Raw genomic sequence first — 24,349 nt, 5'->3', positions numbered from 1 at the left:
TTTATCATGATTGATGCCATCAAAGCGACAGAAATTGCCATGTTACAAGACCAGTTACGTTTACAATCAGTAAGTCAAAATATCGCTAATATGCAAACACCGGGCTATAAGCGCCAACTGCTTGATAATATCTCCTTTTCTGAGCAATTAGACACGGAAATCAGCTTCGCCAGTCAACAGCTGCAAACTGCCCAGCTCTTCACTCAGGGCACTGTCGTGCAAACTCAAAATCAACATGAGATTGCTCTTTCCGGCGATGGTTTTTTTGAAGTACAAACCAAAGAAGGTATTTTTTATACTCGCCGCGGTGATTTGCGGGTTAATGAACGAGGAGAATTAGCTTTATCAACCGGTGCTCTGATTTTAGGAAAATCAGGCCCCTTACAAGTCAATGATAATGCCTTTACTATCGATTCCCAGGGTATTGTCTATGTCGACAATCAGAAAATTGATCAATTAAATCTTGTGCAATTTACGCAAGTTCAAAAATTAAATTATCGCGGCCAAGGCCTCTACGAAGCCCTCAGCTCGCCAAGCCCTGTCACTAGCAGCACACGTGTCCTGCAGGGGTTTATTGAACAGTCCAATGTTAAATCAATCGATGAAATGTTGGAGCTGCTTAAAACCTCGCGCCACTTTGAAGCTTCGCAGCGAATTATGCGAACTGCGGACGGTCTCTTATCAACAGCCATTAATCAATTAGGAGAGGGAAATGTCTGACGCACTTGCCATTGCAGCTAGCGGCCTTAAATCCCAAGAATATTATATTGACAAGATAGCGAATGATTTAGCTAATTTAAATACGCCGAATTATAAAGCATCAACAATTAGCTTCGCAGATCAGCTCTATCAGAATATCGATGGCAGCGCCTCGCTTTTTCAAAATCAAAACTCAATCAAAATAGGTTTGGGAACTACCATTTACAAAACAGGTAAAGACTTCAGCAATGGGCCTTTAAAACCGTCCAATGATTGGAAAAATATTGCCATTAATGGGGATGGATTTTTTCAAGTCATCAATCATGAAGGCAACATTTCTTATACGCGAAACTCCACCTTGATCATTGATGAAGATCGTTATTTAGCCACTCAAGATGGATTAAGATTATCGGATAACATCCAAATTCCTGATAATTTTGTCGATATAAGCATTCAATCAACTGGCGAGGTCACAGCCATTTTAGCTGATGATCCTGAACCTCAATCCTTAGGCACTATTAAACTGGCTAAATTTTTAGACCCTTCATCCCTCAATCCAATCGGTGCAGGAATATACAACTATACCGAACAGTCAGGAGAAGCAATTGTCGACATACCCGGTAGTACGGGCCTAGGTTTGCTGATCCAGAAACAAATTGAAGGCTCTAATGTGGATATGGTGAATTCATTAATGCAATTAACACTGGCTCAACGAGTTTATCAACTGAATGCCAAGGCCATACAGATTGTTGACGAATTGGAAAAAATGACTAATGAAATTCGTGGCTAAGGCAAGTTTTTATCCGAGATAAGATTATGAATCGTTCAATTTATTGTCTGCTTTTTTATTTACTCATTAGCTCCCTGGCCAATGCCACCAGTTTGTTTGATGAAACGAGTTATCGCTCTTTAATTGCTGACAGAAAAGCTTATTTACCAGGTGATTTGTTAACCGTCATCGTGATGGAACATTCGAATGCTCACAGCAGCGCTGATCTCGCCTCTAGCAAGGAAATCAAAGCCGCATTGAAAGCAAACTATAACAAAGAACGCCATGAAGTGGGTTTTGAATTGAATGGTAAAGGTCGCTCCGCTGCCAAAACCGGACGCAATGGGAAAATTAAAGCCGCATTGACCGTGCGCATTAAAGAAGTTCAACCAGGAGGAAGCTATCTTGTCGAAGGCCATCAACTCATTCGCATCAATGGTGAACAGCAAACTATCCTGCTAAGCGGTGTGGTAAGGACTGAAGATATTAGTGCGCAAAATACAGTGCTTTCAACTCGTCTTGCGGATGCAGCAATTACTTATACCGGAGATGGTTCGGTTTCTGACTCCCAGCGCCGTAATTATGTTTATAAAGTATTATCTTTAATAGGGATAGTCTAATGCGTATATGCACGATTCTTTTGACGCTTCTTTTTATCGCGCTTCCCACTCAAGCCGCAGTTCGTCTAAAATCACTGGCCCATCTCTCCGGCCTTCAAGAAAACCCTATCACTGGTTACGGTTTGGTGATTGGTCTTGCAGGTTCTGGCGATTCACGCCGCAATAAGGATACAACACAGGCGATTGCTAACTTACTCCAAACTTTTGGAGTGAATATCCAACCGAATGAAGTAAATAGTCGCAATACGGCCACGGTGATTGTCACTGCCAACCTTCCTTCCTATGCGCATCAAGGCGATAAAATTGATATCAATGTCGCCTCCCTCGGCGATGCTAAAAGTCTACTGGGTGGAACTCTTCTTGTGACGCCACTTAAAGGCCCCGACAATCAAGTCTATGCCTTGGCTCAGGGGCCTATCTCTATTGGCGGCTTTAAATATGATTTATTCGGTAACGTGATTCAAAAAAACCACCCGACTTCTGGTCTAATTCCTGGTGGCGCAGTAGTTGAGAAGACGATTTATACCGACCTGATCAACAAAGAAAGCGGCTTGCATATCATTTTAAATCGCCCTGATTTCACGACTGCTGATCATGTTGAAAGAGCGCTCAATCAACAATTCGGACCTGATACCGCCTTTGCTAAAACCGCTCAAGATATTGAAATTCATCCTCCAGTCGCAGCAAAGAAACATTTCATTCGCTTTATTAGTCAAATAGAGAATATCGCTATCGAGCCCGACAATTTACCTACCGTAGTTGTTAACGAACGCACCGGAGTGGTTGTTGCTGGCGCTGATGTAAAACTCGATGCGGTCACTATTTCTCATGGTAATTTACAAATTGCTATCGCCACCAGTTACAACGTATCACAACCTGCTCTGCTTAATGAGGCGGGTGGGCAAGTGCGCACAGCAATTACCCCGTCGACTAACATCAATGTCCGGGAAACCCAGGCTAATTCAGTTCTATTAGCTGAAGGAGCCACCGTGGCTGACTTGATAGCCTCGTTAACCAAAGTCCAAACATCGACAAGAGACATTATTGCTGTTTTGGAGAGTTTACAGCGTGCAGGGGCTCTACACGCCGAACTCATTATCCAATAAATAAGGAGGAAAGGATGAACAATGATCCAACCATTGAATTACTGAGTCTAGCACTGGATACCGGTTTAATGCGACAAACGGCGATTGCCAATAATATTGCCAATGCTAACACTCAAGGTTATCAAGCGCTGGAGGTTAATTTTGAACAACAGTTGACGAACCTAGATTCCGGCGCGACAACCAACTCGTTCCAAACTATAAAGCCCTTTTATCAAGCCAGTGATAGTTCAGCTATTGATGAACAAATTGCCCTGAGCGTCAAAAACGCCACTCATTATCGAGCTCTGATTAAAGGTTTAAATCAGAAATTGGCCCTCATGAAATTAGCTTTACACGGGAATAATCAATCATGAGTTACGATCAAATTTATTCGATTGCAGCGCAGGGCATGAATTTAGAAAAATTGCGTGTCGATGTGGTGGCTAACAATATTGCCAATCAGCATAGTTTACAAAATATCGATGGCTCGCCTTTTCAACCCATGCGGGTTTTAACTACGGCTAAACCTTTTTCTGCCTATCTTTCTGAACCGGAGGAAACAGGTATCGCTTCGATCGAGCTCGCACCACAGCAACTTCCTGCCAATAAAGTCTACCAACCAGGACATCCTGCAGCAGATAAAATGGGCTATGTCAGTTACCCAGGACTTAGCACAGTCGATGAAATGACAACCCTGCTACGTGCCTCCCGCGCCTATGAGGCTAACATAAAAATAATGAATACCGCGCACGGACTTTATTTACAAGCGCTTAGTATTGGAGATGAACGATGATGATTGATCAGATAAATACGCTTTATCTTGCCCCAGAAATGCAATCGGCGGAAATACGCTCGATAGAGCTAAGCAATCAATCCACGCCCTCTTTTGCCAATTGGCTTACTGACAAATTAGGTGAAACTAATGGGCAATTACTAGACGCCGATAAGGCTTTGCAGCAATTAGCCAGCGGCCAGGCACCGAGTTTACATCAAACTATGCTCACGCTGGAGCAAGCCAAATTGTCTTTTCAATTTTTGGAACAAATTCGTAACCGCTTGATGAGTGCTTATCAAGAAATAATGAGAGAGCAGATTTAACGTGAATTATTTAGAAGCTAGCCTGCAATGGTTTAAAACTCAAAGCAAGCAACGACAATTAAGTTTTATAGCCGGTTTAGTGCTGATTATCAGCCTTAGTCTGCTCCTTTTTCTTTGGCTGCTGTCGCCCAGTTATGGCGTCTTATTTAATCACCTCGATCAGCGTGATGCGAACCAAATTCTTAGTCAATTGGAGCAAGCTAAGATTGCTTATCAAGTGCGTGAGCAAGGCAGCGAAATTCTTATCGCTAAGTCCCTGATTGATAAAACCCGCATCAAACTCATGGGCTCCGATCTGCATTTCGCAGAAAATGTCGGCTTTGAATTGTTTGATAAAAGCGCTTTTGGTATGACTGATTTTTCGCAAAAAATCAATTATCAACGTGCCTTACAGGGCGAATTGGAGCGAACCATTCGTAGTCTTGATGAAGTTAGGCAAGCCCGGGTGCATTTAGTCATTCCTGAACGCCATTTATTTCAGCAAGAAGAAAATCAACCGCGTGCAGCCGTCACCTTACATTTAAATCATCCCTTGGCGTCTCAGCAAATCAATAGCATTCAACAATTGGTTACAGCCTCTGTCGCCAACCTGCAAAAAAATAATGTCACTATAGTTGATCAAAATGGTAATAACCTCAGCAATAATGAAGACGATGGTGCTTTAGGGCATTTTGCTATCAAAAAAACCATGGAGCACTATCTCACGCAAAAAGTGATGCAAATGCTGCAATCGGTGTTTGCTGATAAAGAAGTAATGGTAAAAATCGATCTAACTTTAAATTACGATGAATTACAACGTGAATTCATTAAACCGCAGCGTGAGGGGATCGTGACTCATGAAAAAGAAATCCAGCATTCCACTTCATCAAAAGCTGAGAAAGCTCAAACTAATCAAGATCTCACTCGTGAAAAAACTTATCAATTTGGGAGTGAAAAAGAGCGCTTTACTCATGCCAGCGGTAATATTGAACGCTTGACCGTTTCTGTCCTCGTCCCTCAGTTCACCAGTCAACAAACCCTGCAACAAATTGAGCGCTTGGTTAAATCAATTGTTGGTTTTGATCCTAAGCGAGGCGATGAGATTAGCGTTGAAGCTTTAATTATCCAGCAAGCTTCAGTACTGCCTTCGATTCCTTTGACTTTAGTCCCTCCCTCCACTCTTTGGTCTGCGAATGCAGTTTATCTTTCCTTTCCCGTTTTCTTATGTGCAGCGCTATTTGTTTATTCTTTTAACTTGCGATTGCGACGTCGTAAAAGACAAGAGCTGTTAACCGAATTGACTCAATGGTTGAATAAAGATGTCTAATCCTTTGAAACAAATTTTGCTTAAAATGGCGCGCCTAGCTAAATCGGATCAGCGCTGGATAATAAGCAAATTATCCAGCATCGAAGCTCAACGATTTAAACAGGAACAGGGAGAGCAACTGCTGCAAGATGCGCGACGTTTTCGCCAATTGAATGTCGATCTGCAGCCCTTAATTTCTACGAACACACCAAAAACTCCCCCTTTTCAGCAACGCTTAGCGGAGTATCCAAGGCTTTATATTGCCATTGTGCTTGAACAGGGAAACTACTTTTGGCAAGAACAATTTTTAACTCGTTTTGATCAGGAGGGGAGTATTAAGCATCTGCTTGCTACTGAGGTTAAAGCCTTAAAATTAGCAACGCGACAAGTTCTATTCAAACAATGGGAAAACAGCCTTTCGTTTGACGAGCATGTGGAGACTATTGATGGCTGAGATTTTCAAACAGATCAGTTTCAGTGAAGAATATTGTTATTTAGGGCTTAGCAAGCAAGCTCCTCAAGCAGAGGAAATCGCATTAATCAGCGAGTCTTTTTCTGAAGAAGCTAAGCAATGGCAGGAAAAAGCGCGAGAAGAAGGTTATCGTCTTGGCTTTGCCCAAGGAATGGCAGATGCGCTTGCAAAAACTGAGCAACAAACAGCTGCTCAAGTTAACGAGTTAGTACAACAACTCCATCAATTACTACAAGCCATTCCTGCCGCACTCCATGAAAGTCGTCGGGAATTGAAAACAGAAATTGCCGATATTGTCTTGATCATTGCCCAGCAGTTTTTTATTCATCAACAGCAAAACAAGGAAGCAATCGCCCAACAAATTTCTGCCACACTCAATCATCTCAATGATAAGCAAGCCATTACGCTTGCATTAAATTCGCAAGATTTAGCCTTGTTGCAAAAGGGCGAATTAACAGTTGATTTTAGTCAATGCAAAGATTTACGCATTACAGCAGATGAAAGCCTACGATTGGGAGGTTGTCGCATTAAAACTGAGCACGGTATTTTTGATGCAAGTATCGAACGGCAAATTGACTGTTTAAAACAGACCTTATTACAGATTAAAAAGAGGTATAGTCATGGTTAATTGGCTTCCCCCTCTTCAACGCGTCGAGCGGCTCGGTGAAATCGAACAATACCTGGGCTTGAAATTAGTAGCCAACGGTCCACCACAAGCTTTTGTAGGTGAGTTATGCGAACTTATCGATAACCAAGATCAAGTGGTAATGCAAGCCGAAGTGGTGGGCTTTGACAAAGCGAAAGTGTTTTTAATGCCCTACTCTTCCCATAAAATCTCGATGGGTTTTAAAGTGCGTGCGACTGGTCATTCCATGACTATTCCCGTTGGAGAAGCGCTTTTAGGGCGTATTGTCGATGCCTTCGGACAACCCTTGGATGGTCTGGGTGAAATTCACTATTCGACTCAAATGCCCTTGCATAAATCCAAAATAAATCCGCTGCAACGACAACCTATTAAAGAGCGGCTTTATACTGGCATAGCTGCTATTGATGGTTTATTGCCGCTGGGCAAAGGGCAACGCATAGGGCTTTTTGCGGGTAGCGGTGTCGGTAAATCAGTGTTGTTGGGCAATATTACTAAGCAAATCACGAGCGATATGAATGTCATTGCACTTATCGGGGAGCGTGGTCGTGAGGTAAATGATTTTATTCATGAACATCTCGGTACAGACCTTTTAAAAAAATCCGTCGTGGTGGTGGCCTGCAGTGATGAGCCGGCGCTTATGCGCAAACAAGCAGTGTTTGCGGCAACTGCTATTGCCGAGTATTTTTGCAGTCAGGGCAAGGATGTCATGCTTTTGATGGATTCCATTACACGCTTGGCGATGGCTCAACGAGAAATTAGCCTCAGTTTAGGTGAGCCCCCTACCACCCGCGGCTATACCCCCACCGTATTTTCTCTTTTACCTAATATTGTTGAACGCGCAGGTAATTTTATCGGTCAAGGGAGTATTACTGCCCTCTACACTGTGCTTGTTGAAGGCGATGATTTCAACGAACCAGTTGCCGACAACCTGCGTGCGTTATTGGATGGCCACATTGTACTGACTCGGGAATTAGCCCAGCGAAGGCATTATCCAGCCATCGATGTCTTACAAAGTACCTCACGGCTTACGATGCAATTATTAACCCCTGAAGAACAGCTTCTTGTCTCCAAGATTGTATCCATCCTTAGTCTTTATCAACAAAATAAAGACCTGATTGAAATTGGTGCTTACAAGCCCGGCAATAATTTAAAACTTGATGATGCGATTGTGCGAATTGACGCGATTAATCAGCTCCTTGTGCAGAAAGAAACTATAGCTTTTAAAGACTTACTACAACGTTTTTCCGAGATTTTACAATGAATAAAACTTTAATCGCATTGATGAATAAACTGAGCTGGCAATTAAATGAGGTCAGCCAAGCTTTGCAGACCATCACTAATGAGCAAGCAAATCTGCAAAAGACCGATGCTGGGTTGCAAAAACAATTACAAAAAGCCTGTGCAACAACAACCATTATTTATCCTGAACAGGAAATTTCCCGCCTTCATTTTATTATGCACAAGCAACAGCAGAGTGAGCATTTAAAGCTAGAAATGAAAGAATTAGAAGCACAACAGGCTCAATTAGAAGAAAGAAAAATTCGCTTACATACCGAATTAAAAATGCTTGATCGCTATCAAGAAAAACAGCAAGAAAAAGCCCTCGCAAATGAGATTTCCCGGCAGCAAAATACAATTGATGAATGGGTTTTACAACGGAAGGAACTAGCATGAAAATCCAAGATCAACCCCCTCTTTATTTCAAAACAGACGGCCGTGCTAAAACACTACAAACTGATGATGAATACTATTGGAAAAATCAGCAACAATTGGAAGATTCAGCGCTCTCTTTTCAGGATTTAATCAAGGGAGATAAAAAGGAACCAGGCTCTAGTTCAACGCAAAGAACTTTGTCCAACCATGCAAATTCGGACTCTTCTTTAGCCCCGGGCGCAGTCAAAAAAGAAGTTAGCAATTCAACTGAATTGGTTACTCAGACCAGGGCAACAGAGACTATAGCCGCTGAGGTTTATCGGCCAGCCCATCAGCCATCGCTAGAAAATCAGGCCCCTAATTTTCAACCGGCACTCAAAGAAAGATCCCCTTCTTTAACTTCAGTCAACCGCCCACTGCAAAAGCAAACTGCTTTAACAGAAGAAAGCTCAACGCTTAAAAATTATCAATTATTTATTCTCAATAACCAAGCTGAATTCAGCTTGAATACCAGTCAATTAGACAAGCAACAAACAACCGAATTAATTAAATTAATTAAACAATGGCTGGTCAAGAAAGGAATTCGCTTGCAACAACTTATTATTAATGGAGTCAAACAATGAGCGATGCAATTAATCCAACACAAGACATGGGTGTTTCTCAAGCCGATTATCTCAAATTATTCATGCAGGAACTTAGTTATCAAGATCCGCTAAAGCCAGTCGATAATAAAGAATTTATGGCCCAAATGGCGCAAATTTCTTCTCTGCAAGAAGCTCAAAAAACCAATCAAACTTTAGCAGAGTTAAACCAGTGGATATCTAACAATAATGGATTAATGCTTTTAGGTAAAAAAGTAACGATCAATGGAAGCAATCAAGAAGGAGTTGTCAGCAAAGTGGAATTATCCGCTAATAACCTACCCATCATCCATGTCTTAATGAACAGTGGTGAAAATCCGCGTGTACTCTTAACCGATATCAGCTCAGTCTGGAATCCAAGTTCAAAAGGAATGTAAATGAGTAATACTTATTACACCAGTTTAACTGGCCTACTAGCCGCAAGTTATGGCTTACAAAACACTTCTCATAATATTACTAATTTGCAAAGTCCTGGATTTAAACGCAGCGACGTTTTTTATTCTTCACTGGGTGGCGAAAAAGATCAGGGACATTTAGGCTCTGGTGTCACCATCGCAGGCAGGAGTACAAACTTCAGCGCCGGTAATTACTTAGGAACGAATAATCCTACTGATTTGGCTGTTATTGGCAATGGTTTTTTCATTGTGAGGCTTAAAAATGGCGAGCTGCTGTATACACGTAATGGTGAATTCTATTTTAATGAGCAAGATCTATTGGTTGATCGACATAGCGGGGGTTTAGTGCAGGGATACAGCGAGCATGGTGCTTTAGTTCCTGTACGGAAATTTGTTAATAAAACTCATCCTGGGAAAGCAACGCGAACTGTTGATTTAGCGGGTGAATTTGTTGCGCAAAAAAGAGAGCAATCTGGAATAGGATCTTCTCAAGCGGGATCTAATACGGAGACACACAAAAGCGAATATAAACCGACTCAATTCACGGTAGCCAATATTTTCGATGAAGAGGGAAAGGAGCACACCATAGAATTTGAGTTTGAGCCTCAAATATCAACAGATCCCCCCCTGGGAAATCAAAGTAAAGATGGCTTAGAGTGGCAGTTAATGAGGGTTAGTTATGACGGAGCCCTTATTTATTTTATTCCACAAACTATAAAGTTTGATAGTCTTAGTAAGGCAGCAGTGGAAGGCTTTAATCACCTCAATCTTCAATTACCTAACAAACAATTAATTCGCTTTAACATTGGGAATTATTTAAGTGATGAAGATAAATCCATTCGCTTAAAAAAAGAAGAGCAAACTAATTCATTTCCAACAACACTAAACACCGCAGCAACTGCAACTATTACGATTGCTAAACAAGATGGCTATAAAGCAGGAAAGCAAATTAATTTTTCCTTTGATGAAAACGGTCAAATTTCTTATCTCTATGATAATGAACAATCTACCTTAGGAGTCTATATTGCCTTAGCCGGATTTGATGATCCAGAACATAGCTTAGTGCCCGTGAGTGATAACTCCTTTCGCGCCAAGGGCGATCAGGGCTTACAAATTGGTCGTGCAAATAAAAACGGATTTGGCAGTATACAAGCTCATAAAATTGAATCCTCAAATGTGGATTCGACCACTGAGTTTGCCAACATTGTCGTACTCCAACGAATGTTTCAAGCCTGCTCCCAGATGATGGAAATAGATAAACAACTATTAGAAGAGTTATATAAACGATGAAAACCAACCCAAAACCTTATCGGCTGATTAATAATACGGAACTCCAATATTTTCAGCAAAATTTTAGCAAAAAATTAGTTGCATGGAATGAAAAATACGCGACTGAAGACTTCAAACTCTCTGTCAATCGTTCTTCAGCAATTAATCATTTTACCGATCTACAATTGCTAATGCATGAACATGAGCCTATCGCTTTAGTCGAGACCCATTATTTATCGGTCCTGAAAAAAAATCTTTTTGCAGATAATAATGATTGTTTTAATCAAGCCTGCAATGAGATTTTTATGCAGTTATTAAAGCAATTTTTTGAAATTAATACTTTAGAGTTAAGAGCAAATTCAACTAACTATAGCGAATGGATTTATTCTGGTTCTGCTTGTTTAAATATCGTTTTTGAAAATGAATTAATTAACCTTTATCTTCATCCTCAATGGGTACTCGCTCATTTGCCGCCTCAAACACAGTCATCGACAAAACCACTCTGTCGTCTCGCTGAGGTCTTAGCAACCAAAAAAATCGGTTTAACGGTCCAACTGGAGCCGCTTCGCCTCAGTTTGGAAAAACTGTTGAGCCTGCAAGTTGGCGATGTCATTAAAACCGATCACTGTTTAAATAAACCCTTAGAAATTCAATACCAGCAACAAACCCTGTGCCTGGGAATCGCTGGGCAACATCGAACAATACAATTAACGAGGTCATCATGAGTATCACTGTCAAAAAAATCGCCTTACCTGAATTGGAAGCTCAAACAGAGGGTAAATCACTTATTAATGAAAATTACCTGGCTCTTGTTGGTTCAGTAGAAGTTGAATGCCAAGTGCTTTTAGGTAATATCAGCCTGACCATTGCGGAATTACGCCAACTAAAAGAAGGTCAACTTTTATCTTTAGATCAAAAAACCCATGAACCCATTGATATCTTGCTGAACAATCAAGTGATTGCCCGGGGAGAATTGATGAGCGTTGACGATTGTTTTGCGCTTCATATCACCGAGGTTTCTTCATGATTAAGCAGCCATTCATCTTGATGATGAGTTTATTTTCAAGTCAAGCCTTTGCCGAAAAAATCCCCTTTAAGCACACGCTTGAACCTCGACATGGCTGGATGGTATATGTGCTAGCCCTGGCTATTCTCACGCTTATTGCTTTTGTCTTAGCAAAGAAAAATCAGGGCTCATTTGAACGATCATCCCCCTGCTTAATTATTGATAAAAAACGCTTAAATACTAAAACGATGCTTTATATTATCGAATATCATAATCAACAATTTATGCTTGCAGATAATCAACAAAGCTTAGCTTTTGTGAACTTAACTAAAGAGCCGCAATGATGTTTTGTTGGAAAAAATTAATATTATTCATAGCTATTTCGCTAGCTTTCTGTGACTGCGTCAATGCTTCTTCCGCTCTGTCCTTTGGGCCAGTCCATTTTGATCAAGCGACGATTTCACCCGCTTTGCAGGTGTTTGCTTTATTGACATTGCTGAGCCTTGCCCCCAGTTTTTTAATTATGATTTCTTCTTTCACTCGCATTGTTGTTGTGCTCTCCATGCTGCGTAATGCGCTAGGATTACAGCAAACACCGCCTAACACGGTTCTCATTAGCTTATCTTTATTTCTTACTGTATTTACGATGATGCCGGTGGCAAAAATCATTTATACGGAGGCTTATCAACCTTATCAAACTCAGCAAATCAATACTGAAACTGCAGTCAATAAAGCAACTGGGCCGCTAAAACAATTTATGCTTAAGCAAACACGGGAAAAAGATATGAAAATGATTTTGGAATTAGCGAAAGAACCTTTTCCTTCCCAAGCTCAAGATATTAAATTTTATCAACTGATCCCTGCCTTTTTGCTGAGCGAGTTGCAAACTGCATTTCAAATTGGTTTCATGATTTTTTTACCATTTTTGCTGGTCGATTTAATTGTCTCCGGCATTTTAATGACCATGGGAATGATGATGCTTCCACCCATGGCAATTGCTCTTCCTATTAAAATTTTACTCTTTGTTTTAATCGATGGTTGGGATATCGTAATTCAAGCTTTGGTAGGAAGTTTTCACTAAGCATTTTTAATGGATATTAAAATGAATACTAGCAACGACATACAAGAACAATTAAAGCGCTTCCTACAATTTCTTCAACAAGATCCGTCTAATCTCAATCTATTACTTTCGATATCTAATAGTTATCGCCTGTTAAATGACTTTGCTGCAGCACAGCAATATCTCAATCAAGCGAAACTAATTGATGCTAATGCCTGCTTAGTTTTGCAAGGTATTCTTGCTTTGAACCAGCAGCATTTTCAGCAGGCAAAAGAGGCATTGATTCAAGCGTTGCATTTTGAAGATTCTGCAATTGTTCGTTATAGTTTGGCAGTTTGTCATTATTCGTTGCATGAGACTGTTGAGAGTATCAACATTTTAAGACCTTTATTAAAATCGGGCGAACCAACTTATAACGTTGAATTTCTGATGGCTCAGTTAGCTCACCAACAGGATAACCTTGATGAGGCAATTAAGATATTGAAAAAACTCTTAGAAACTTATGGCCCTATTGAACAAACTTTAACGCTTTTAGCGCAATTGTATTTTGATAATGAAGAGGAAAAATTAGCGGAGAATACAGCGCATCAAGTTTTGATTATCAATCCGGATAATTATGAGGCCCAGGTCATCCTTCTTCTATTAGATTTAACTCATGAAAAAATAGCAGTAAGTAAAATTAAAAAACTGATGGTTAGAGAACCCAACGATAGCCGTTTATGGTTTGCCTTGGGAACCGCTTATTTTCACAGTTTAAAGTGGCAGCAAGCTGAAAAGGCGCATTTAAAAGCGACTGAATTGGATCCTGATTTTTATAATAATTGGATTAGCTTTGGTTGGTGTCAACTTTTTCTTGAGCAATTAGAAAAAGCAGAAAATTGCTATCAGCAGGCGATTGCTATTTATGAAAGCGGTGCTGAGGGCTGGGGAGGATTAGGCTTAGTGAGAGCATTGCAGGGGAAATTTGAGGAGGCTGGGAATTTTATCGCGAAAGCGAAGAAACTGGATGCAAATTGTCTTTTAACTGATATCGCAGAACTTTTTTATTTGCAGCACAGAAATCCAGAAAAAGTTGGCATGCATTTCAAACAAAGCTTTCCGACCTTGGCAGAACAATTAAACAAGGCCATGGCCATTGTTTTGGAGAAGATGAAAGAGAATAAAAACCTTCATTAAAAAAAGACTGTTTTAATTCCAAAAAACCCTTTCCTTCGGCTGAGGAAACTGTCTCGTTCGGGCCCTGAGGTATCCCCACGAAATGAGGAAGGAATTTATATTCATTTTATCCCGTTCAGCCTGAGGAGCACGCCTCGCGTGCGTCTCGAAGGCCTGCCCTGAGGCTCTCGATGGGGGGCGACCTTTTGCGACACTTCGAGACAGCGCTGCGCGCTTCCTCAGTGCGAACGGGATAAACAAAACGATTAATGAACTAAACAATATATTTAATTTCGTGGGGATATCTCAGTTCGGCCTGAGGAAGCCGAAGGCTGTCTCTTGTCTCGAAGCCTCTCGTGATCCTTCTCTCTCCATGCAGGTAGACCTTGGGAATAGTAAAGAGAAAGACTGGAGAAAAAGATTGGCCTTCACTAGGTACTGGGCGAATTTCTCTAGCAAATCATATATAATTTAAACATTGTTATCTAACTTTCTGATCAATAAGGACCTTGGCAATGAATACCACGGAATGGCTAAAACGTCTTGTTGCCTTCGATACCACTTCCCGCAATTCGAATCTGCAATTAATTGGGGTCGTTCATGACTGGTATAAACTGCATCAGCTTTCTCCTCAGCTGATTTACGATGAGAGCAAATCCAAAGCCAATCTATTTGTCAGTTTACCCGCTCATGATGGGAATACCAAAGGTGGAATTATTTTTTCAGGACATACGGATGTGGTGCCTGTTGATGGTCAGGATTGGGATACAAACCCTTTTGAATTGAGCGAACGCCATGGCTGCCTTTATGGCCGGGGAACGGCGGATATGAAAGGTTTTCTTGCTGTTTTACTTACACTTTTACCTGAGTTTTGCAAACTTAAATTAACTAAACCCTTTCATTTTGTTTTTTCCTATGACGAAGAAATTGGCTGTTTAGGCATTCCCTCTTTATTGGAAAGTCTAAAAAAATGGGAAATCGAGCCTGAGGCTTGCATTATCGGCGAACCAACCAGTATGAAGCCGGTTACTGCAAATAAAGGACGATTATTATTCCGCTGCCGCATCCATGGGGCTGCAACGCATTCTTCCTTAACGACGCAGGGCTGTAATGCCATCGAGCATGCAGCACAGCTCATCAGATATTTACGTGATTTAGGCCATCAATTTAAAAAACAAGGGCCTTTTGATAATGATTTCGATATCCCTTTCACCACCGTAACCACGAATATGATTAATGGCGGTAGCGCCTATAATATCATTCCAGAATGGTGTGAATTTGCTTTTGAATTTCGTTATCTTCCTCATCTAAATCCCCAAGAAATTGTCGATAAAATTCAATTGTATATTGATCAAACTTTATTACCGGAATTGCATAAAGAATATCCCGAAGCAACCATCGAGTTGGCAAAAATTTCAGGAGGGGGTTCGGGATTAAACACCTCCGAAGACGAAGAAATTACCCAACTAATCCGCAAAATGACCCAGATACATAAAAAATCGAAAGTAGCCTATGCGACCGAAGCAGGATTTTATCAGCTCTCGAAAATACCAACCGTCATTTGCGGTCCAGGAAGCATAGAACAAGCACATCGTGCTAATGAATTTGTGACGATAGAGCAACTTAAAGAGTGCGAAAATCTAATTTCCAGATTGGTGAATCATTTTGTAAACGCCTAAAAACCCCTTGGGTCTGTCAAAATGCTTTTCTTGCTGCAATTACAATAGATTATATTGCTCATCTCTGTTATTGTTTTGAACATTTTCACCAGAAAATACAGCATCATGGCCAAAATATTTTCTATTCCTCCATTTCCTGATGAAACGACTGGAGCAAATGAAGATTCCCAATTTGGATATTTTGAATGCCAACATGGCCCTACTCCACGACAAAATGCTGTAGCATGGGAAACACTGACTTGCAAAGATCTAACCCCCGAAGGCAAAACACAACAACTTGCTCCACAAAAAATTGCTGCTCGACTATGGACTGCCCACCGACTCGTTGATGAAGAGAGCAAAATTATGCTCACGGACACAACAGATCCCAGTAAAGAACACAAAAGTCGGCAATCGGGTAGCGCTGCTTCAACAACCATTTATGATGGCAAAGGAAATTTAATCACTGCGACTCTAGGCGATACTTCGGCATTTCTTGTTTTTTATGACTACGAAGGAAACCCTATGGCAGCTCGTCGATTAAATTCGGTCATCCATCGACTTGATAATCTAGACGAGTACGCAAGAATTAAAAAGGAAGGCGGCATTATTGCTCATGATAAATTAGTTCTACGAGAAAACGATGCTGAGATTTCTTCACTTGCTGTTTCGCGCGCTATGGGTAGTGAACAGTTTAAAAAATCTGGGGTTTGTGCAAACTCCAACCTTGATATTGTCAATCTAGCTGAAGCAGCTAAAGATTTAGGAATCGCTCAGGAAAAGATTGCGAAAACGCAGGTCATCTCGGTTTGCCATTGCTTTAACGAAGCAGCAGGTACAAATAATCAAACGAAAGAAGGACATGAAAATCATTTGCTTAGCGCTTTAAAAGAGCTCGATACGCCTGCAACAAGCCAAGAGGCTGACTTAGCCCGTTTATTAATAGAGAGGGTAAAACCTAACACTAGCGATAATCTTTCTGTTGCCATTCAAACTATTAATAAAGACATGCCTGCTTTCCTATTAGGATTATATGGTGGTCAGCAGGGGGTAGTGGTTTCCGCTTTAGCCGCCTACTTTACAGGTGATTTTTTTAAGAAACAATGTGCTTTAACTGGCGAAGCTTATGCCACACAAAAATTAAGCGTTAACTCGAATAAGTTAGTGTACAAAAGGGATAATCCTGATCTGTTTAACGAAAGTGAATATAAAGCGATTGTTCTAAAACTTTCTGCTTTAACTAGAACCTACCAAAAGAATTTAGACTCAAACGGCTCTGAACACATTGCTCCACTACTTAAACTCTTAGTTGCTATTTTAGAAAATCCCTATGAGACTAACAAAACCAAGATCAAAAAGTTTTATGATTTTTTGGATAGCCCTCATTCCACAACCGCTCTAAAAAATATCGAGATTCTAAAACAAGATGAAAAAATTCCTACATTAAATTTTATTCTTGGAATTTGTTTTGTTCTTATCAGTCTTGCTACTTTTATAATACCAAGCCTTTTTATTTCTGGCTTGGTATTACTAAGGTAATCAGACTAATAATGATAAAACTAATCCCTAATGCTCTTATTCTGTTAAAAATATTTATATTTTGCTGCGCCTGATTTATTCTTAATACTTATGTTATAATTTTGTAATTTTATACTTATACACAGACATCATGACTAAAATTATTTCCATTCCAACCAAAACAAGCGAAAGTTCTGGAGCTAACAAAGAGTTTAAATTTGGTTATCATGAAATTCAGAATAGACGTAGTTCGCAAGAAGATGCCTTGGCCTGGCAAATACTTAGTTCCGAAGAGCTAACCCCCCAAGGTGAAACAAAATTAACTCCACCGGAAATTGCCCATCGTCTATGGACTTGTCATCGACTTCTCGATGAGCAGGGCAAAAATCAGGATTCGGGCACCACCGCCTCAACAACAGTTTATGACGGTAACGGCAATTTAATTACGGCTACTCTGGCAGATAGCTCTGCTTTCCTTGTTTTTTATGACCAGGCGGATAAGCCTCTTGGAGTTCGTCGTTTAAATTCGGTAATTCATCGTCCTGATCAGAAAAAAGAGAAACAAAGGATTCAAGAGGAAGGGGGACTTATCCATAAGGGTAGAGTAGCTCACCCTGAGGTTAATCCTCAAGTTCTTTCACTTGCTGTTTCTCGAGCTATAGGTGATAAATTTTATAAGGAAGCTGGTGTTTGTGCGAACTCAAGTCTGGACATTGTCAATATCGCTCAAGCAGCTGAAGAGCTAGAAATCGATCCGGAGAATATAGGAAAAATCCAAGTCATTTCGGTTTGTGACGGCTTTACCGATGCAGCAGAACAACAAACGAAAGAGGGGCATGAAAATATTTTATTGAGTTTTTTAGGAGATCGACACTGCAGGAAAAAAACAGGGGTAGAATTAGCCCGGTTATTAGTAAAAAAGGCACAATGTCATACTGAAGATAATATCTCGGTGGCGGTTCAAGATGTTGATGAAACTACCCCCCCTTTCCTATTAGGATTATATGATGGTCATGGCAGTCAAAGAATGTCTACTTTTGTGGCAAAAAAAATAGGTGAGCTATTCACGCAGCAATGTGCATTAAGTCGTAGGGCTTACGCCAAACAAAATTTAAGCGTGAAGAATAATGAGACGGTATACAGAGCAGATAATCCTGATTCGTTTGAAATTGAAGGTGCTGCAGAGGAAGATAGTGATGACTACCTGGCAAGATTGGAAGATGCTAGCAGCGAAGCAGAAGAGAAGGAATACCAACCTATTGTTCTAAAACTTTTTGCTTTAACTAAAAAATACAAAAAGAATTTAGATCGCGAGTCTCCTCAAGGAAAGAAAATTGATCCAATACTTGATCAATTACTTACTATCTTAGCGAACCCCATTATAACTGACAAAATGAAAATTCAAGCCTTCTATGATTATTTGAGTTGTCGCCACACTACGGACGAACTTAAAAATATAGAGGTGATCGAGCAAGACGAAAACAGATCTGCATCAAAGTTTATATTTGGGGTTATTTTTATTATCGTCAGTCTAGTTACTTTAATACTACCAAGTATCCTTGTTTCTGGATTGGTATACTGGGCTACGGATAGAAGTCCTTTTGATTTATTTAATACAGAAGGCGAGCAATATATAAAGGAAGTGGCACTGGTGGAAAAGCAATATTTGAAGAACTATAGTTCTTTCTTCAACTCAGCGCCTTCTACCGAGGAAGAGGATACTACTAACACCTCTGGGCTTGATTTCACTTACTAATAAGCCGCCGCAAAACCTGTTGAGGCAGCCTGTGATCATTGCGTTACACTAGAGGTTGCAGGCGCCTGGGGTGTATAACTAGGTGCTAAAGGCCAAACACCGCCCGGTGCATATTCAGGTTTGGTAAAAGGAGCATTAGGATTAACCACATATGCATCTGTACCAATCATTTTCGTCGGTGTGGTATTCATTCCAGACATGGGAAAACTGCTAGTTCCTTTATCAGTACCAAGCAGGACACTCGTATTATTGATTGCTATCGCAAAACTTGTATTAGCTAAAATCACCATGCCAAATAGGGCAAGTGTTAAAATAGATTTCTTCATCATTGCTCCTTGACTTAAGCTTTTCCATGAAACTGCATCAGCAAACAATTAAGTTGATTCTATTTTTTCTATAATTTAAAAATAATAAGCCCTTCTCCTAAGTATAATAAAAAATTTGAAGATAATTCATGAAAACCGATATGCAAAATATAAGTACCATCTATGTGTATTTTTTTTATCCAAAATAAACCAAAAAATATCAGAACCATGTTATAATTAGATCCATTTCATAGATAAAACCAGCTTCAAAAATGACTACTACAACAGAGACTTTAGATCAAACCTCTATTCATTCTGAAACAGATGTTAATCCAATTCTTGAAAATAAAGAGGATGAAGAAATAATAGCCGAAGAAAACCCGAGCTCGGCAACTGCTGCAAGCCCTGATTCAATCATTGTCGATAGACGGGATGAATTTTTTATTGCCTTGGCAAAACGAACCACAGGTGATGATAAAAACCATACCTTTCTTATGCTGGGTGTCATCCAAGATGGCCAACCAACTATCTTGGCTAGAGTAGGAAAAACCTATATAAAAAATAAACTTGCCAAAGATTTTTTGAAAGAAAAAAACCTTAAAACCTACGTCGCTTTGTACTCGTCCGTTTTATTTTCGCGCACCGAATCAATTTTGCAACCGGAATCACTTAGCCCCAGTGGGCCCATTAGTTATTCAGCTTATGCAATTAATTTTGAACATTATAAGCAATTTTTAAGACTTCTTTCTTTTATGAAAACTGAGCCTGAATTTAACTTCTACCAACCTATCGAAGAAAGAGGCAATACGATTGTTATGGAGAGAACCCCCACAACGCATGAAGATTTAAGTAATGCCACTCCCTTAGAACAAAGTATTGTCGAACGAGCACAATATTATGATCGAAATCATAATTGTCGAGAATCTGCCATTGAACTTGCTGAATACACTCAAGGGATCGATCATTTAACAGACGATGTTTCAAGGCATTTTTTTATCAATTTGTCTGTCACTGCTGAATTTTCTAAAGGAAAACCGCGAGAGCATTTTTATGTATTTCCCCTTCCACCGGAAAGCTTTGAAGCGAACGAAGCTAAAAAGATCAGATTAACGCGAATATTTCAACGCATGGAAAATCTCTTAAAAAAAGATCCCTATGGTGAAAATACTATTCAAAAGTTCGAGGCCTTGAAAGAGCTATATTATGAACAAGCAGGTATCCCCAGCGATGATTTTCAAGAAGCGCTTAGAAGCATTCAACGTTGGAAAGAGAACAATAACAATAAGTTAATCATCTCTCAGCTAAGAGCTCAGAGCTTTTGGGGGAAACTTGGAAATTGTTTGGGTATTAATTACGCTTCATCGACTCAAAAAATGGTTGATGACATGGAAAATGTACTATCAAATCAATTAGTTAGATAATTTTTATAAATTATGTTGTACTGATAGCCATTCAGCTTAAAAAAACGCTATAATGGCGCTTTTTGAAAGTAATGGAATAGGCATGTCGTTCACTGAGAACCTCGTTCAATTTGGATTTACTCTCAGTCTTTTGGCTAATGCTGCTCTTTTTATCCCGCAAATTATAACCCTGCTTAAAAATAAAACGGCTAAGGGAGTATCGCTAATTACTTTTGCGGGTTTTAACGTGATTCAGCTTTTTACGTTCTTTCATGGGCTTGTGGAGAAAGATTACTTGCTTGCTGGAGGATACTTACTCGCTATTCTTAGCTGCGGCACCGTCACCGTACTAATTATTTATTATAGCTATATCAAAAGGAATTGAGGATGTAAGGAGATGCAAAATAAGCCGTTTGATATGATTTGCAATATTCTTTTTCTTCTTCCTTATGCGGAAAATGCTGCGCTTGTTAATAAACATCAAAAAATTGATGACCTTTATTTAATCCGCGCTATTGTTGATTTTTCAATACGCGCTTTAGAACTATTTATTGAGGGCAATTTGCAGGCATTCGACCCGCAGGTAGGAGAAAATCTTTGTCAAATTAGAGCTTATAAACTTTTTCATCTCAGTAAAAAATGGCTTTGTTCCGCAGAAACTTTAACAGAATTTCATCATGAGATTGAACGCTTTAAAATATACAAATTGCAAATTGAAGATGTGATTTGCGGGTGGGAAAATGCTATTAAACAGGCGGCTGTTTATAATCAACAACTTGATGGCGTTGAAAAAATAAGTGATTTTCTTAGTAGACATCAACTTCTATTTTCACTGCAACAGGAATTTGCCTTTATCATAGCCTGTTATTTTTTGACTTATTTCAATATTCGTAAAGACGATCTTCCTATTGCCATGAATTTAGAGCATATCACGCGTGAATTTCATATTTCCAAATACCGCGCTAATCGCTTAACCCATCGATACCAACAACTCATTTGTAAATTAGGTTGTCATTTTATTTTAAAAATTGCCGAAGAATTACCTGCTGATTTAGGTTATGCGGAGCTTTTACCGAAATTATGTCTTATTTCAGATGAGGACAGAATGGTATTGCCTTGCTACACTGTCAGCCAAATTATTTTTTACCACAGTATTCAAAAAAAAATACCGGTTTTATTAGTTGTGCAACGTATAGATCAATCATCAGCATTCAAGTCAGATTTAGTTTACTTCTTATTGGTCGGTAAAGAAGAAACGATTGATTATGACTTAGTCAACAGCAATTCGCAGGCACTGGATTATTGCATGGTTGTGACTGGTGAAATCCTTCATGAACAGGAATCGATTGAACATTATGTCCGGCGTATTCTTGCAGAGAATCCGCTAAAAATAATTTTAGCTAACACAGCAAGCCATCCTCAATATTCAGGAAAGCGTTTAGAAGCATTAAGAAATAATCCTTTTCTGTTGATTTCGGATAGCAATGAAATTGCTGCCCAACATACGGATAATTTGATAAATTTGAGACGTTATGCCTTAGAATCAGGCTGTTCTCAACAAAACCGAACCTTATTTTTTTTAAGACATATTTACGCAAATAAACTAAAGGATGAGATAAAGCAATTGCAGCTCAAGTATCAGGGCGAAGCCTATGATGCCTATGCAATGCTAAATCCATAGAAAACTACGGAGTATTTTATGGCTTTGGACTACGACAGTTTGCTTAAGCAATTTGATTTGTATAAACAAATATTCGAACGCATGCCGATTTATATTTATTGGAAAAATAATCATTTCCGCTATCTCGCTTGCAATGAGGTACTCGCCCAAAATTTTGGACTCGGTTCATCGATGGCAATCGTTGGTAAAACTGATTTTGATCTGTTCCCCCACAAACTGGCTTGTGAAATTAGAAAACATGACATGGAAGTCATGGCCACGGGTTTAGCTTGTATTTTTGAAGAGGAAGGGGTTGAAGATAACAAAGCGACAATCTATTTGACGCAAAAAATTCCCCTGTTCAATGGGGCTGGAGAAATCATAGGACTTGCAGGGATATCCATTAATATTACAGAGAGAAAAGCGAAAGAAGAAAAAAATCGCATTGAAAAAGAGGAAGCAGAACTTACCTTGGCCAGTATTCTAGATAATTTGCCAGGTCACGTGTATTGGAAAAATAAAGATTCGGTTTTTCAGGGCTGTAACTTGGCCCAAGCTAAATCTGCAGGTTTTAGCGAGCCTAAGTCCATGATCGGTAAAACAGATTATGAAATGCCCTGGAGTCATGAGGCCGATTTTCTCAGAGAATCGGATTTGGAAGTGATGAGAGGACAAAAAACAATAACCAGGGAAGAAGCTTCACAACTGGCTAACTCAGACGAAGTATCAATTTTCTTATCCAAAAAATCCCCTTTATTGAATAAAGCAGGGGAAGTGGTGGGCATTTTGGGCATTTCTTTTGATATTACTGAGCGTAAAAAAATGGAGGAAGAACTCAGTAAATCGCAGATTGCAGCAGAGGCCGCTAATCGAGCTAAAACCGAATTCTTACGCAATATGGAACACCAACTCAGAACACCTTTTAGCGGAATTTATAGTATGGTCGAGTTTTTAGCCGAAACCGAAACCAATCCAGAAAAAAAGGAACAACTTGAAACGACCTATCTTTCTGCAAAAGAATTTATAGAGTTTTTAAATGATATTTTAGACTTTACTCGCAACCCTTCAGAAAATTGGCCGGTACTTGCTAAGAAATTTGATCTTAAAAAGACGATTGAAAAAGTCATTACTATGGAGAAAGCAGCGGCAACTATCAAACAACTCGATCTGAATTGCGATTATGAGGACAAGCTCCCTACTCTCTTTATTGGTGATCCCCGACGTATTCAGCGCATCGTCATGAACTTGTTAAGTAATGCCATCAAATTTACTGACAAAGGGAATATTACCGTCAGTGTGAAACTAGGAAAACAGCTTGATGAAAAGAATTTTATCCTGCAATTGCTAATCGCTGATACAGGAATTGGTATTTCATCCGATAAACAAAACCTCATTTACGAAAAATTTTACCGTTTACACCCAGCGAACCAAAATAAATACAAAGGCGCTGGTTTAGGTCTTAACATTGTTAAACAACTTATTGAAGATTTAGAAGGTGAAATTGATGTTATTTCTAGCCCAGATAAAGGAACCACTTTTATTTGCACCCTCCCATTTAAAAGACCTTTGCTTGACGAATTAGTTAATAATTAGGAGGATACAAATTTTTTTGCCTTAAAAACTTATTAAGTCTTCACTAACAATTGTATAATGATATATTGGCACTCGATGGAATTGACGATAGAACGATTTTTCTATCGCAAAAGGATAGCGCTAGCTAGAAGGAATAAGAATGATTCATCCTCTCCATGTACTTGTAGTTGAAGATACACTTATTGCGCAAATGGTTGCTAAAGCCCAATTAGCCAAGCTCGGCTGCCTTGTCGACATCGCATCTAACGGAAGAATAGCTTTGGAAAAAACAAGGCTCCACAGCTATGACCTTATTTTAATGGATATTGGACTAGGAGACGGTCCTGATGGTTTTGAAGTGACCTCATTAATAAAAAAACAAAGCCCGATAAATAGAAACACGCCTATCATTGCTGTCACCGCGCATGGCGGACGTGATTATGTAGAAAAAGCGATCGCCGTGGGAATGGAGAAATATTTTAATAAGCCATTTACACCTGCCAATGTAAAGGAAGTTATTCACTACCTTCAGCATAAGTCTTCTTTAGCAGTGGAGAATGAATAACCTAATCACTGTCTAGCCTGGTTGCCCTCAACCAGGCTAGACAGTGATTAGAGTAGATTGAA

At 39.7% G+C, this 24,349-nt stretch carries 29 protein-coding genes; 28 read left to right on the top strand and 1 reads right to left on the bottom strand.

Annotation, left to right across the window (positions count from 1 at the left end):
• The first annotated feature begins 6 nt into the window (after nucleotides 1-6).
• The 23 genes from Lnau_RS03755 to Lnau_RS03645 all read left to right on the top strand — a co-directional run bounded on the left by Lnau_RS03755 (nucleotide 7) and on the right by Lnau_RS03645 (nucleotide 18,785).
• The gene (locus Lnau_RS03755; protein WP_058503816.1) at nucleotides 7-720 is read left to right on the top strand and encodes a flagellar hook-basal body protein; all 714 of its coding nucleotides are present in this window, start codon (nucleotides 7-9) and stop codon (nucleotides 718-720) included.
• Complete coding sequence (locus Lnau_RS03750) at nucleotides 713-1,489, top strand: flagellar hook-basal body protein (protein WP_058503815.1); 777 nt, start codon at nucleotides 713-715, stop codon at nucleotides 1,487-1,489. Before Lnau_RS03755 ends, Lnau_RS03750 begins: the two co-directional genes overlap by 8 nt.
• A gap of 26 nt (nucleotides 1,490-1,515) precedes the next feature.
• Complete coding sequence (locus Lnau_RS03745; protein WP_058503814.1) at nucleotides 1,516-2,088, top strand: flagellar basal body L-ring protein FlgH; 573 nt, start codon at nucleotides 1,516-1,518, stop codon at nucleotides 2,086-2,088.
• A complete protein-coding gene (locus Lnau_RS03740; protein ID WP_058503813.1) occupies nucleotides 2,088-3,194 on the top strand; it encodes a flagellar basal body P-ring protein FlgI in 1,107 nt (368 codons plus the stop codon). Before Lnau_RS03745 ends, Lnau_RS03740 begins: the two co-directional genes overlap by 1 nt.
• Before the next feature lie 14 nt (nucleotides 3,195-3,208).
• Complete coding sequence (locus Lnau_RS03735) at nucleotides 3,209-3,547, top strand: flagellar basal body protein (protein ID WP_058503812.1); 339 nt, start codon at nucleotides 3,209-3,211, stop codon at nucleotides 3,545-3,547.
• Nucleotides 3,544-3,966, top strand: a complete 423-nt coding sequence (gene flgC / locus Lnau_RS03730) for a flagellar basal body rod protein FlgC (RefSeq protein WP_058503811.1) — start codon at nucleotides 3,544-3,546, stop codon at nucleotides 3,964-3,966. Before Lnau_RS03735 ends, flgC begins: the two co-directional genes overlap by 4 nt.
• On the top strand, nucleotides 3,963-4,271 hold the full coding sequence (gene fliE, locus Lnau_RS03725; RefSeq protein ID WP_058503810.1) for a flagellar hook-basal body complex protein FliE: 309 nt from the start codon (nucleotides 3,963-3,965) through the stop codon (nucleotides 4,269-4,271). Before flgC ends, fliE begins: the two co-directional genes overlap by 4 nt.
• Nucleotide 4,272: 1 nt before the next feature.
• Nucleotides 4,273-5,577: a flagellar basal-body MS-ring/collar protein FliF gene (gene fliF / locus Lnau_RS03720; RefSeq protein ID WP_058503809.1), complete on the top strand. Its 1,305-nt coding sequence runs from the start codon at nucleotides 4,273-4,275 to the stop codon at nucleotides 5,575-5,577.
• A complete protein-coding gene (locus Lnau_RS03715) occupies nucleotides 5,570-6,010 on the top strand; it encodes a hypothetical protein (RefSeq protein ID WP_058503808.1) in 441 nt (146 codons plus the stop codon). The genes fliF and Lnau_RS03715 overlap by 8 nt, the downstream gene beginning before the upstream one ends.
• The gene (locus Lnau_RS03710) at nucleotides 6,003-6,656 is read left to right on the top strand and encodes a FliH/SctL family protein (protein WP_058503807.1); all 654 of its coding nucleotides are present in this window, start codon (nucleotides 6,003-6,005) and stop codon (nucleotides 6,654-6,656) included. The genes Lnau_RS03715 and Lnau_RS03710 overlap by 8 nt, the downstream gene beginning before the upstream one ends.
• Complete coding sequence (locus Lnau_RS03705) at nucleotides 6,649-7,935, top strand: FliI/YscN family ATPase (protein WP_058503806.1); 1,287 nt, start codon at nucleotides 6,649-6,651, stop codon at nucleotides 7,933-7,935. The genes Lnau_RS03710 and Lnau_RS03705 overlap by 8 nt, the downstream gene beginning before the upstream one ends.
• Nucleotides 7,932-8,348, top strand: a complete 417-nt coding sequence (locus Lnau_RS03700) for a hypothetical protein (protein WP_058503805.1) — start codon at nucleotides 7,932-7,934, stop codon at nucleotides 8,346-8,348. Before Lnau_RS03705 ends, Lnau_RS03700 begins: the two co-directional genes overlap by 4 nt.
• The gene (locus Lnau_RS03695; protein ID WP_058503804.1) at nucleotides 8,345-8,950 is read left to right on the top strand and encodes a hypothetical protein; all 606 of its coding nucleotides are present in this window, start codon (nucleotides 8,345-8,347) and stop codon (nucleotides 8,948-8,950) included. The genes Lnau_RS03700 and Lnau_RS03695 overlap by 4 nt, the downstream gene beginning before the upstream one ends.
• A complete protein-coding gene (locus Lnau_RS03690) occupies nucleotides 8,947-9,345 on the top strand; it encodes a flagellar hook assembly protein FlgD (protein ID WP_058503803.1) in 399 nt (132 codons plus the stop codon). Before Lnau_RS03695 ends, Lnau_RS03690 begins: the two co-directional genes overlap by 4 nt.
• A complete protein-coding gene (locus tag Lnau_RS03685; RefSeq protein WP_058503802.1) occupies nucleotides 9,346-10,653 on the top strand; it encodes a flagellar hook-basal body complex protein in 1,308 nt (435 codons plus the stop codon).
• On the top strand, nucleotides 10,650-11,357 hold the full coding sequence (locus Lnau_RS03680) for a FliM/FliN family flagellar motor C-terminal domain-containing protein (RefSeq protein WP_058503801.1): 708 nt from the start codon (nucleotides 10,650-10,652) through the stop codon (nucleotides 11,355-11,357). Before Lnau_RS03685 ends, Lnau_RS03680 begins: the two co-directional genes overlap by 4 nt.
• Nucleotides 11,354-11,659: a FliM/FliN family flagellar motor switch protein gene (locus tag Lnau_RS03675; RefSeq protein WP_058503800.1), complete on the top strand. Its 306-nt coding sequence runs from the start codon at nucleotides 11,354-11,356 to the stop codon at nucleotides 11,657-11,659. Before Lnau_RS03680 ends, Lnau_RS03675 begins: the two co-directional genes overlap by 4 nt.
• Nucleotides 11,656-11,982, top strand: a complete 327-nt coding sequence (locus Lnau_RS03670; RefSeq protein ID WP_058503799.1) for a hypothetical protein — start codon at nucleotides 11,656-11,658, stop codon at nucleotides 11,980-11,982. The genes Lnau_RS03675 and Lnau_RS03670 overlap by 4 nt, the downstream gene beginning before the upstream one ends.
• A complete protein-coding gene (gene fliP, locus Lnau_RS03665) occupies nucleotides 11,979-12,719 on the top strand; it encodes a flagellar type III secretion system pore protein FliP (protein ID WP_058503798.1) in 741 nt (246 codons plus the stop codon). The genes Lnau_RS03670 and fliP overlap by 4 nt, the downstream gene beginning before the upstream one ends.
• Before the next feature lie 21 nt (nucleotides 12,720-12,740).
• Nucleotides 12,741-13,874: a tetratricopeptide repeat protein gene (locus Lnau_RS03660; protein WP_162263175.1), complete on the top strand. Its 1,134-nt coding sequence runs from the start codon at nucleotides 12,741-12,743 to the stop codon at nucleotides 13,872-13,874.
• A 494-nt stretch (nucleotides 13,875-14,368) separates the two neighbouring features.
• Complete coding sequence (gene argE / locus Lnau_RS03655) at nucleotides 14,369-15,532, top strand: acetylornithine deacetylase (protein WP_058503796.1); 1,164 nt, start codon at nucleotides 14,369-14,371, stop codon at nucleotides 15,530-15,532.
• Between the two features lie 105 nt (nucleotides 15,533-15,637).
• Entirely contained in the window at nucleotides 15,638-17,050 is a 1,413-nt protein-coding gene (locus tag Lnau_RS03650) for a PP2C family serine/threonine-protein phosphatase (protein ID WP_058503795.1), read from the top strand.
• A 130-nt stretch (nucleotides 17,051-17,180) separates the two neighbouring features.
• Nucleotides 17,181-18,785 carry a PP2C family serine/threonine-protein phosphatase gene (locus Lnau_RS03645; protein ID WP_058503794.1) on the top strand — a complete coding sequence of 535 codons (1,605 nt, stop codon included), beginning with the start codon at nucleotides 17,181-17,183 and terminating at the stop codon, nucleotides 18,783-18,785.
• A gap of 35 nt (nucleotides 18,786-18,820) precedes the next feature.
• Here the strand turns inward: Lnau_RS03645 and Lnau_RS03640 are convergent, their stop codons facing one another.
• Nucleotides 18,821-19,114: a hypothetical protein gene (locus Lnau_RS03640; RefSeq protein ID WP_157070622.1), complete on the bottom strand. Its 294-nt coding sequence runs from the start codon at nucleotides 19,112-19,114 to the stop codon at nucleotides 18,821-18,823.
• Between the two features lie 248 nt (nucleotides 19,115-19,362).
• On the opposite strand from Lnau_RS03640, the gene Lnau_RS03635 reads away from it, so the two are divergent.
• The 5 genes from Lnau_RS03635 (at nucleotide 19,363) to Lnau_RS03615 (ending at nucleotide 24,287) form a co-directional block, all read left to right on the top strand.
• The gene (locus Lnau_RS03635; protein ID WP_058503792.1) at nucleotides 19,363-20,511 is read left to right on the top strand and encodes a hypothetical protein; all 1,149 of its coding nucleotides are present in this window, start codon (nucleotides 19,363-19,365) and stop codon (nucleotides 20,509-20,511) included.
• A gap of 82 nt (nucleotides 20,512-20,593) precedes the next feature.
• Nucleotides 20,594-20,875, top strand: a complete 282-nt coding sequence (locus Lnau_RS03630; protein WP_058503791.1) for a PQ-loop domain-containing transporter — start codon at nucleotides 20,594-20,596, stop codon at nucleotides 20,873-20,875.
• A 12-nt stretch (nucleotides 20,876-20,887) separates the two neighbouring features.
• Nucleotides 20,888-22,171 carry a hypothetical protein gene (locus tag Lnau_RS03625; RefSeq protein ID WP_058503790.1) on the top strand — a complete coding sequence of 428 codons (1,284 nt, stop codon included), beginning with the start codon at nucleotides 20,888-20,890 and terminating at the stop codon, nucleotides 22,169-22,171.
• Between the two features lie 18 nt (nucleotides 22,172-22,189).
• The gene (locus tag Lnau_RS03620) at nucleotides 22,190-23,743 is read left to right on the top strand and encodes a PAS domain-containing sensor histidine kinase (RefSeq protein WP_058503789.1); all 1,554 of its coding nucleotides are present in this window, start codon (nucleotides 22,190-22,192) and stop codon (nucleotides 23,741-23,743) included.
• 139 nt (nucleotides 23,744-23,882) lie between these two features.
• The gene (locus Lnau_RS03615; RefSeq protein ID WP_058503788.1) at nucleotides 23,883-24,287 is read left to right on the top strand and encodes a response regulator; all 405 of its coding nucleotides are present in this window, start codon (nucleotides 23,883-23,885) and stop codon (nucleotides 24,285-24,287) included.
• The last annotated feature ends 62 nt before the right edge of the window (nucleotides 24,288-24,349 follow it).

The sequence above is a fragment of the Legionella nautarum genome (genome assembly GCF_001467895.1).
Classification (GTDB): domain Bacteria; phylum Pseudomonadota; class Gammaproteobacteria; order Legionellales; family Legionellaceae; genus Tatlockia; species Tatlockia nautarum.
Note: the sequence above shows the minus strand (reverse complement) of the source record. Positions and strands in the feature narration are given on the sequence as shown.

What these genes read in the sequence shown, in the direction of transcription:
- Lnau_RS03670 (WP_058503799.1), top strand. Translation starts at nt 11,656, where the DNA reads ATGATTAAGCAGCCATTCATCTTGATGATGAGTTTATTTTCAAGTCAA.
- Lnau_RS03695 (WP_058503804.1), top strand. Translation starts at nt 8,345, where the DNA reads ATGAAAATCCAAGATCAACCCCCTCTTTATTTCAAAACAGACGGCCGT.
- flgC (WP_058503811.1), top strand. Translation starts at nt 3,544, where the DNA reads ATGAGTTACGATCAAATTTATTCGATTGCAGCGCAGGGCATGAATTTA.
- argE (WP_058503796.1), top strand. Translation starts at nt 14,369, where the DNA reads ATGAATACCACGGAATGGCTAAAACGTCTTGTTGCCTTCGATACCACT.
- Lnau_RS03680 (WP_058503801.1), top strand. Translation starts at nt 10,650, where the DNA reads ATGAAAACCAACCCAAAACCTTATCGGCTGATTAATAATACGGAACTC.
- Lnau_RS03640 (WP_157070622.1), bottom strand. Translation starts at nt 19,114, where the DNA reads ATGATGAAGAAATCTATTTTAACACTTGCCCTATTTGGCATGGTGATT.
- Lnau_RS03750 (WP_058503815.1), top strand. Translation starts at nt 713, where the DNA reads ATGTCTGACGCACTTGCCATTGCAGCTAGCGGCCTTAAATCCCAAGAA.
- Lnau_RS03615 (WP_058503788.1), top strand. Translation starts at nt 23,883, where the DNA reads ATGATTCATCCTCTCCATGTACTTGTAGTTGAAGATACACTTATTGCG.
- Lnau_RS03660 (WP_162263175.1), top strand. Translation starts at nt 12,741, where the DNA reads ATGAATACTAGCAACGACATACAAGAACAATTAAAGCGCTTCCTACAA.
- Lnau_RS03740 (WP_058503813.1), top strand. Translation starts at nt 2,088, where the DNA reads ATGCGTATATGCACGATTCTTTTGACGCTTCTTTTTATCGCGCTTCCC.
- Lnau_RS03690 (WP_058503803.1), top strand. Translation starts at nt 8,947, where the DNA reads ATGAGCGATGCAATTAATCCAACACAAGACATGGGTGTTTCTCAAGCC.
- Lnau_RS03625 (WP_058503790.1), top strand. Translation starts at nt 20,888, where the DNA reads ATGCAAAATAAGCCGTTTGATATGATTTGCAATATTCTTTTTCTTCTT.
- fliP (WP_058503798.1), top strand. Translation starts at nt 11,979, where the DNA reads ATGATGTTTTGTTGGAAAAAATTAATATTATTCATAGCTATTTCGCTA.
- Lnau_RS03685 (WP_058503802.1), top strand. Translation starts at nt 9,346, where the DNA reads ATGAGTAATACTTATTACACCAGTTTAACTGGCCTACTAGCCGCAAGT.
- fliE (WP_058503810.1), top strand. Translation starts at nt 3,963, where the DNA reads ATGATGATTGATCAGATAAATACGCTTTATCTTGCCCCAGAAATGCAA.
- Lnau_RS03710 (WP_058503807.1), top strand. Translation starts at nt 6,003, where the DNA reads ATGGCTGAGATTTTCAAACAGATCAGTTTCAGTGAAGAATATTGTTAT.
- Lnau_RS03735 (WP_058503812.1), top strand. Translation starts at nt 3,209, where the DNA reads ATGAACAATGATCCAACCATTGAATTACTGAGTCTAGCACTGGATACC.
- Lnau_RS03755 (WP_058503816.1), top strand. Translation starts at nt 7, where the DNA reads ATGATTGATGCCATCAAAGCGACAGAAATTGCCATGTTACAAGACCAG.
- Lnau_RS03630 (WP_058503791.1), top strand. Translation starts at nt 20,594, where the DNA reads ATGTCGTTCACTGAGAACCTCGTTCAATTTGGATTTACTCTCAGTCTT.
- Lnau_RS03650 (WP_058503795.1), top strand. Translation starts at nt 15,638, where the DNA reads ATGGCCAAAATATTTTCTATTCCTCCATTTCCTGATGAAACGACTGGA.
- Lnau_RS03715 (WP_058503808.1), top strand. Translation starts at nt 5,570, where the DNA reads ATGTCTAATCCTTTGAAACAAATTTTGCTTAAAATGGCGCGCCTAGCT.
- Lnau_RS03620 (WP_058503789.1), top strand. Translation starts at nt 22,190, where the DNA reads ATGGCTTTGGACTACGACAGTTTGCTTAAGCAATTTGATTTGTATAAA.
- Lnau_RS03635 (WP_058503792.1), top strand. Translation starts at nt 19,363, where the DNA reads ATGACTACTACAACAGAGACTTTAGATCAAACCTCTATTCATTCTGAA.
- Lnau_RS03705 (WP_058503806.1), top strand. Translation starts at nt 6,649, where the DNA reads ATGGTTAATTGGCTTCCCCCTCTTCAACGCGTCGAGCGGCTCGGTGAA.
- Lnau_RS03645 (WP_058503794.1), top strand. Translation starts at nt 17,181, where the DNA reads ATGACTAAAATTATTTCCATTCCAACCAAAACAAGCGAAAGTTCTGGA.
- Lnau_RS03745 (WP_058503814.1), top strand. Translation starts at nt 1,516, where the DNA reads ATGAATCGTTCAATTTATTGTCTGCTTTTTTATTTACTCATTAGCTCC.
- Lnau_RS03700 (WP_058503805.1), top strand. Translation starts at nt 7,932, where the DNA reads ATGAATAAAACTTTAATCGCATTGATGAATAAACTGAGCTGGCAATTA.
- Lnau_RS03675 (WP_058503800.1), top strand. Translation starts at nt 11,354, where the DNA reads ATGAGTATCACTGTCAAAAAAATCGCCTTACCTGAATTGGAAGCTCAA.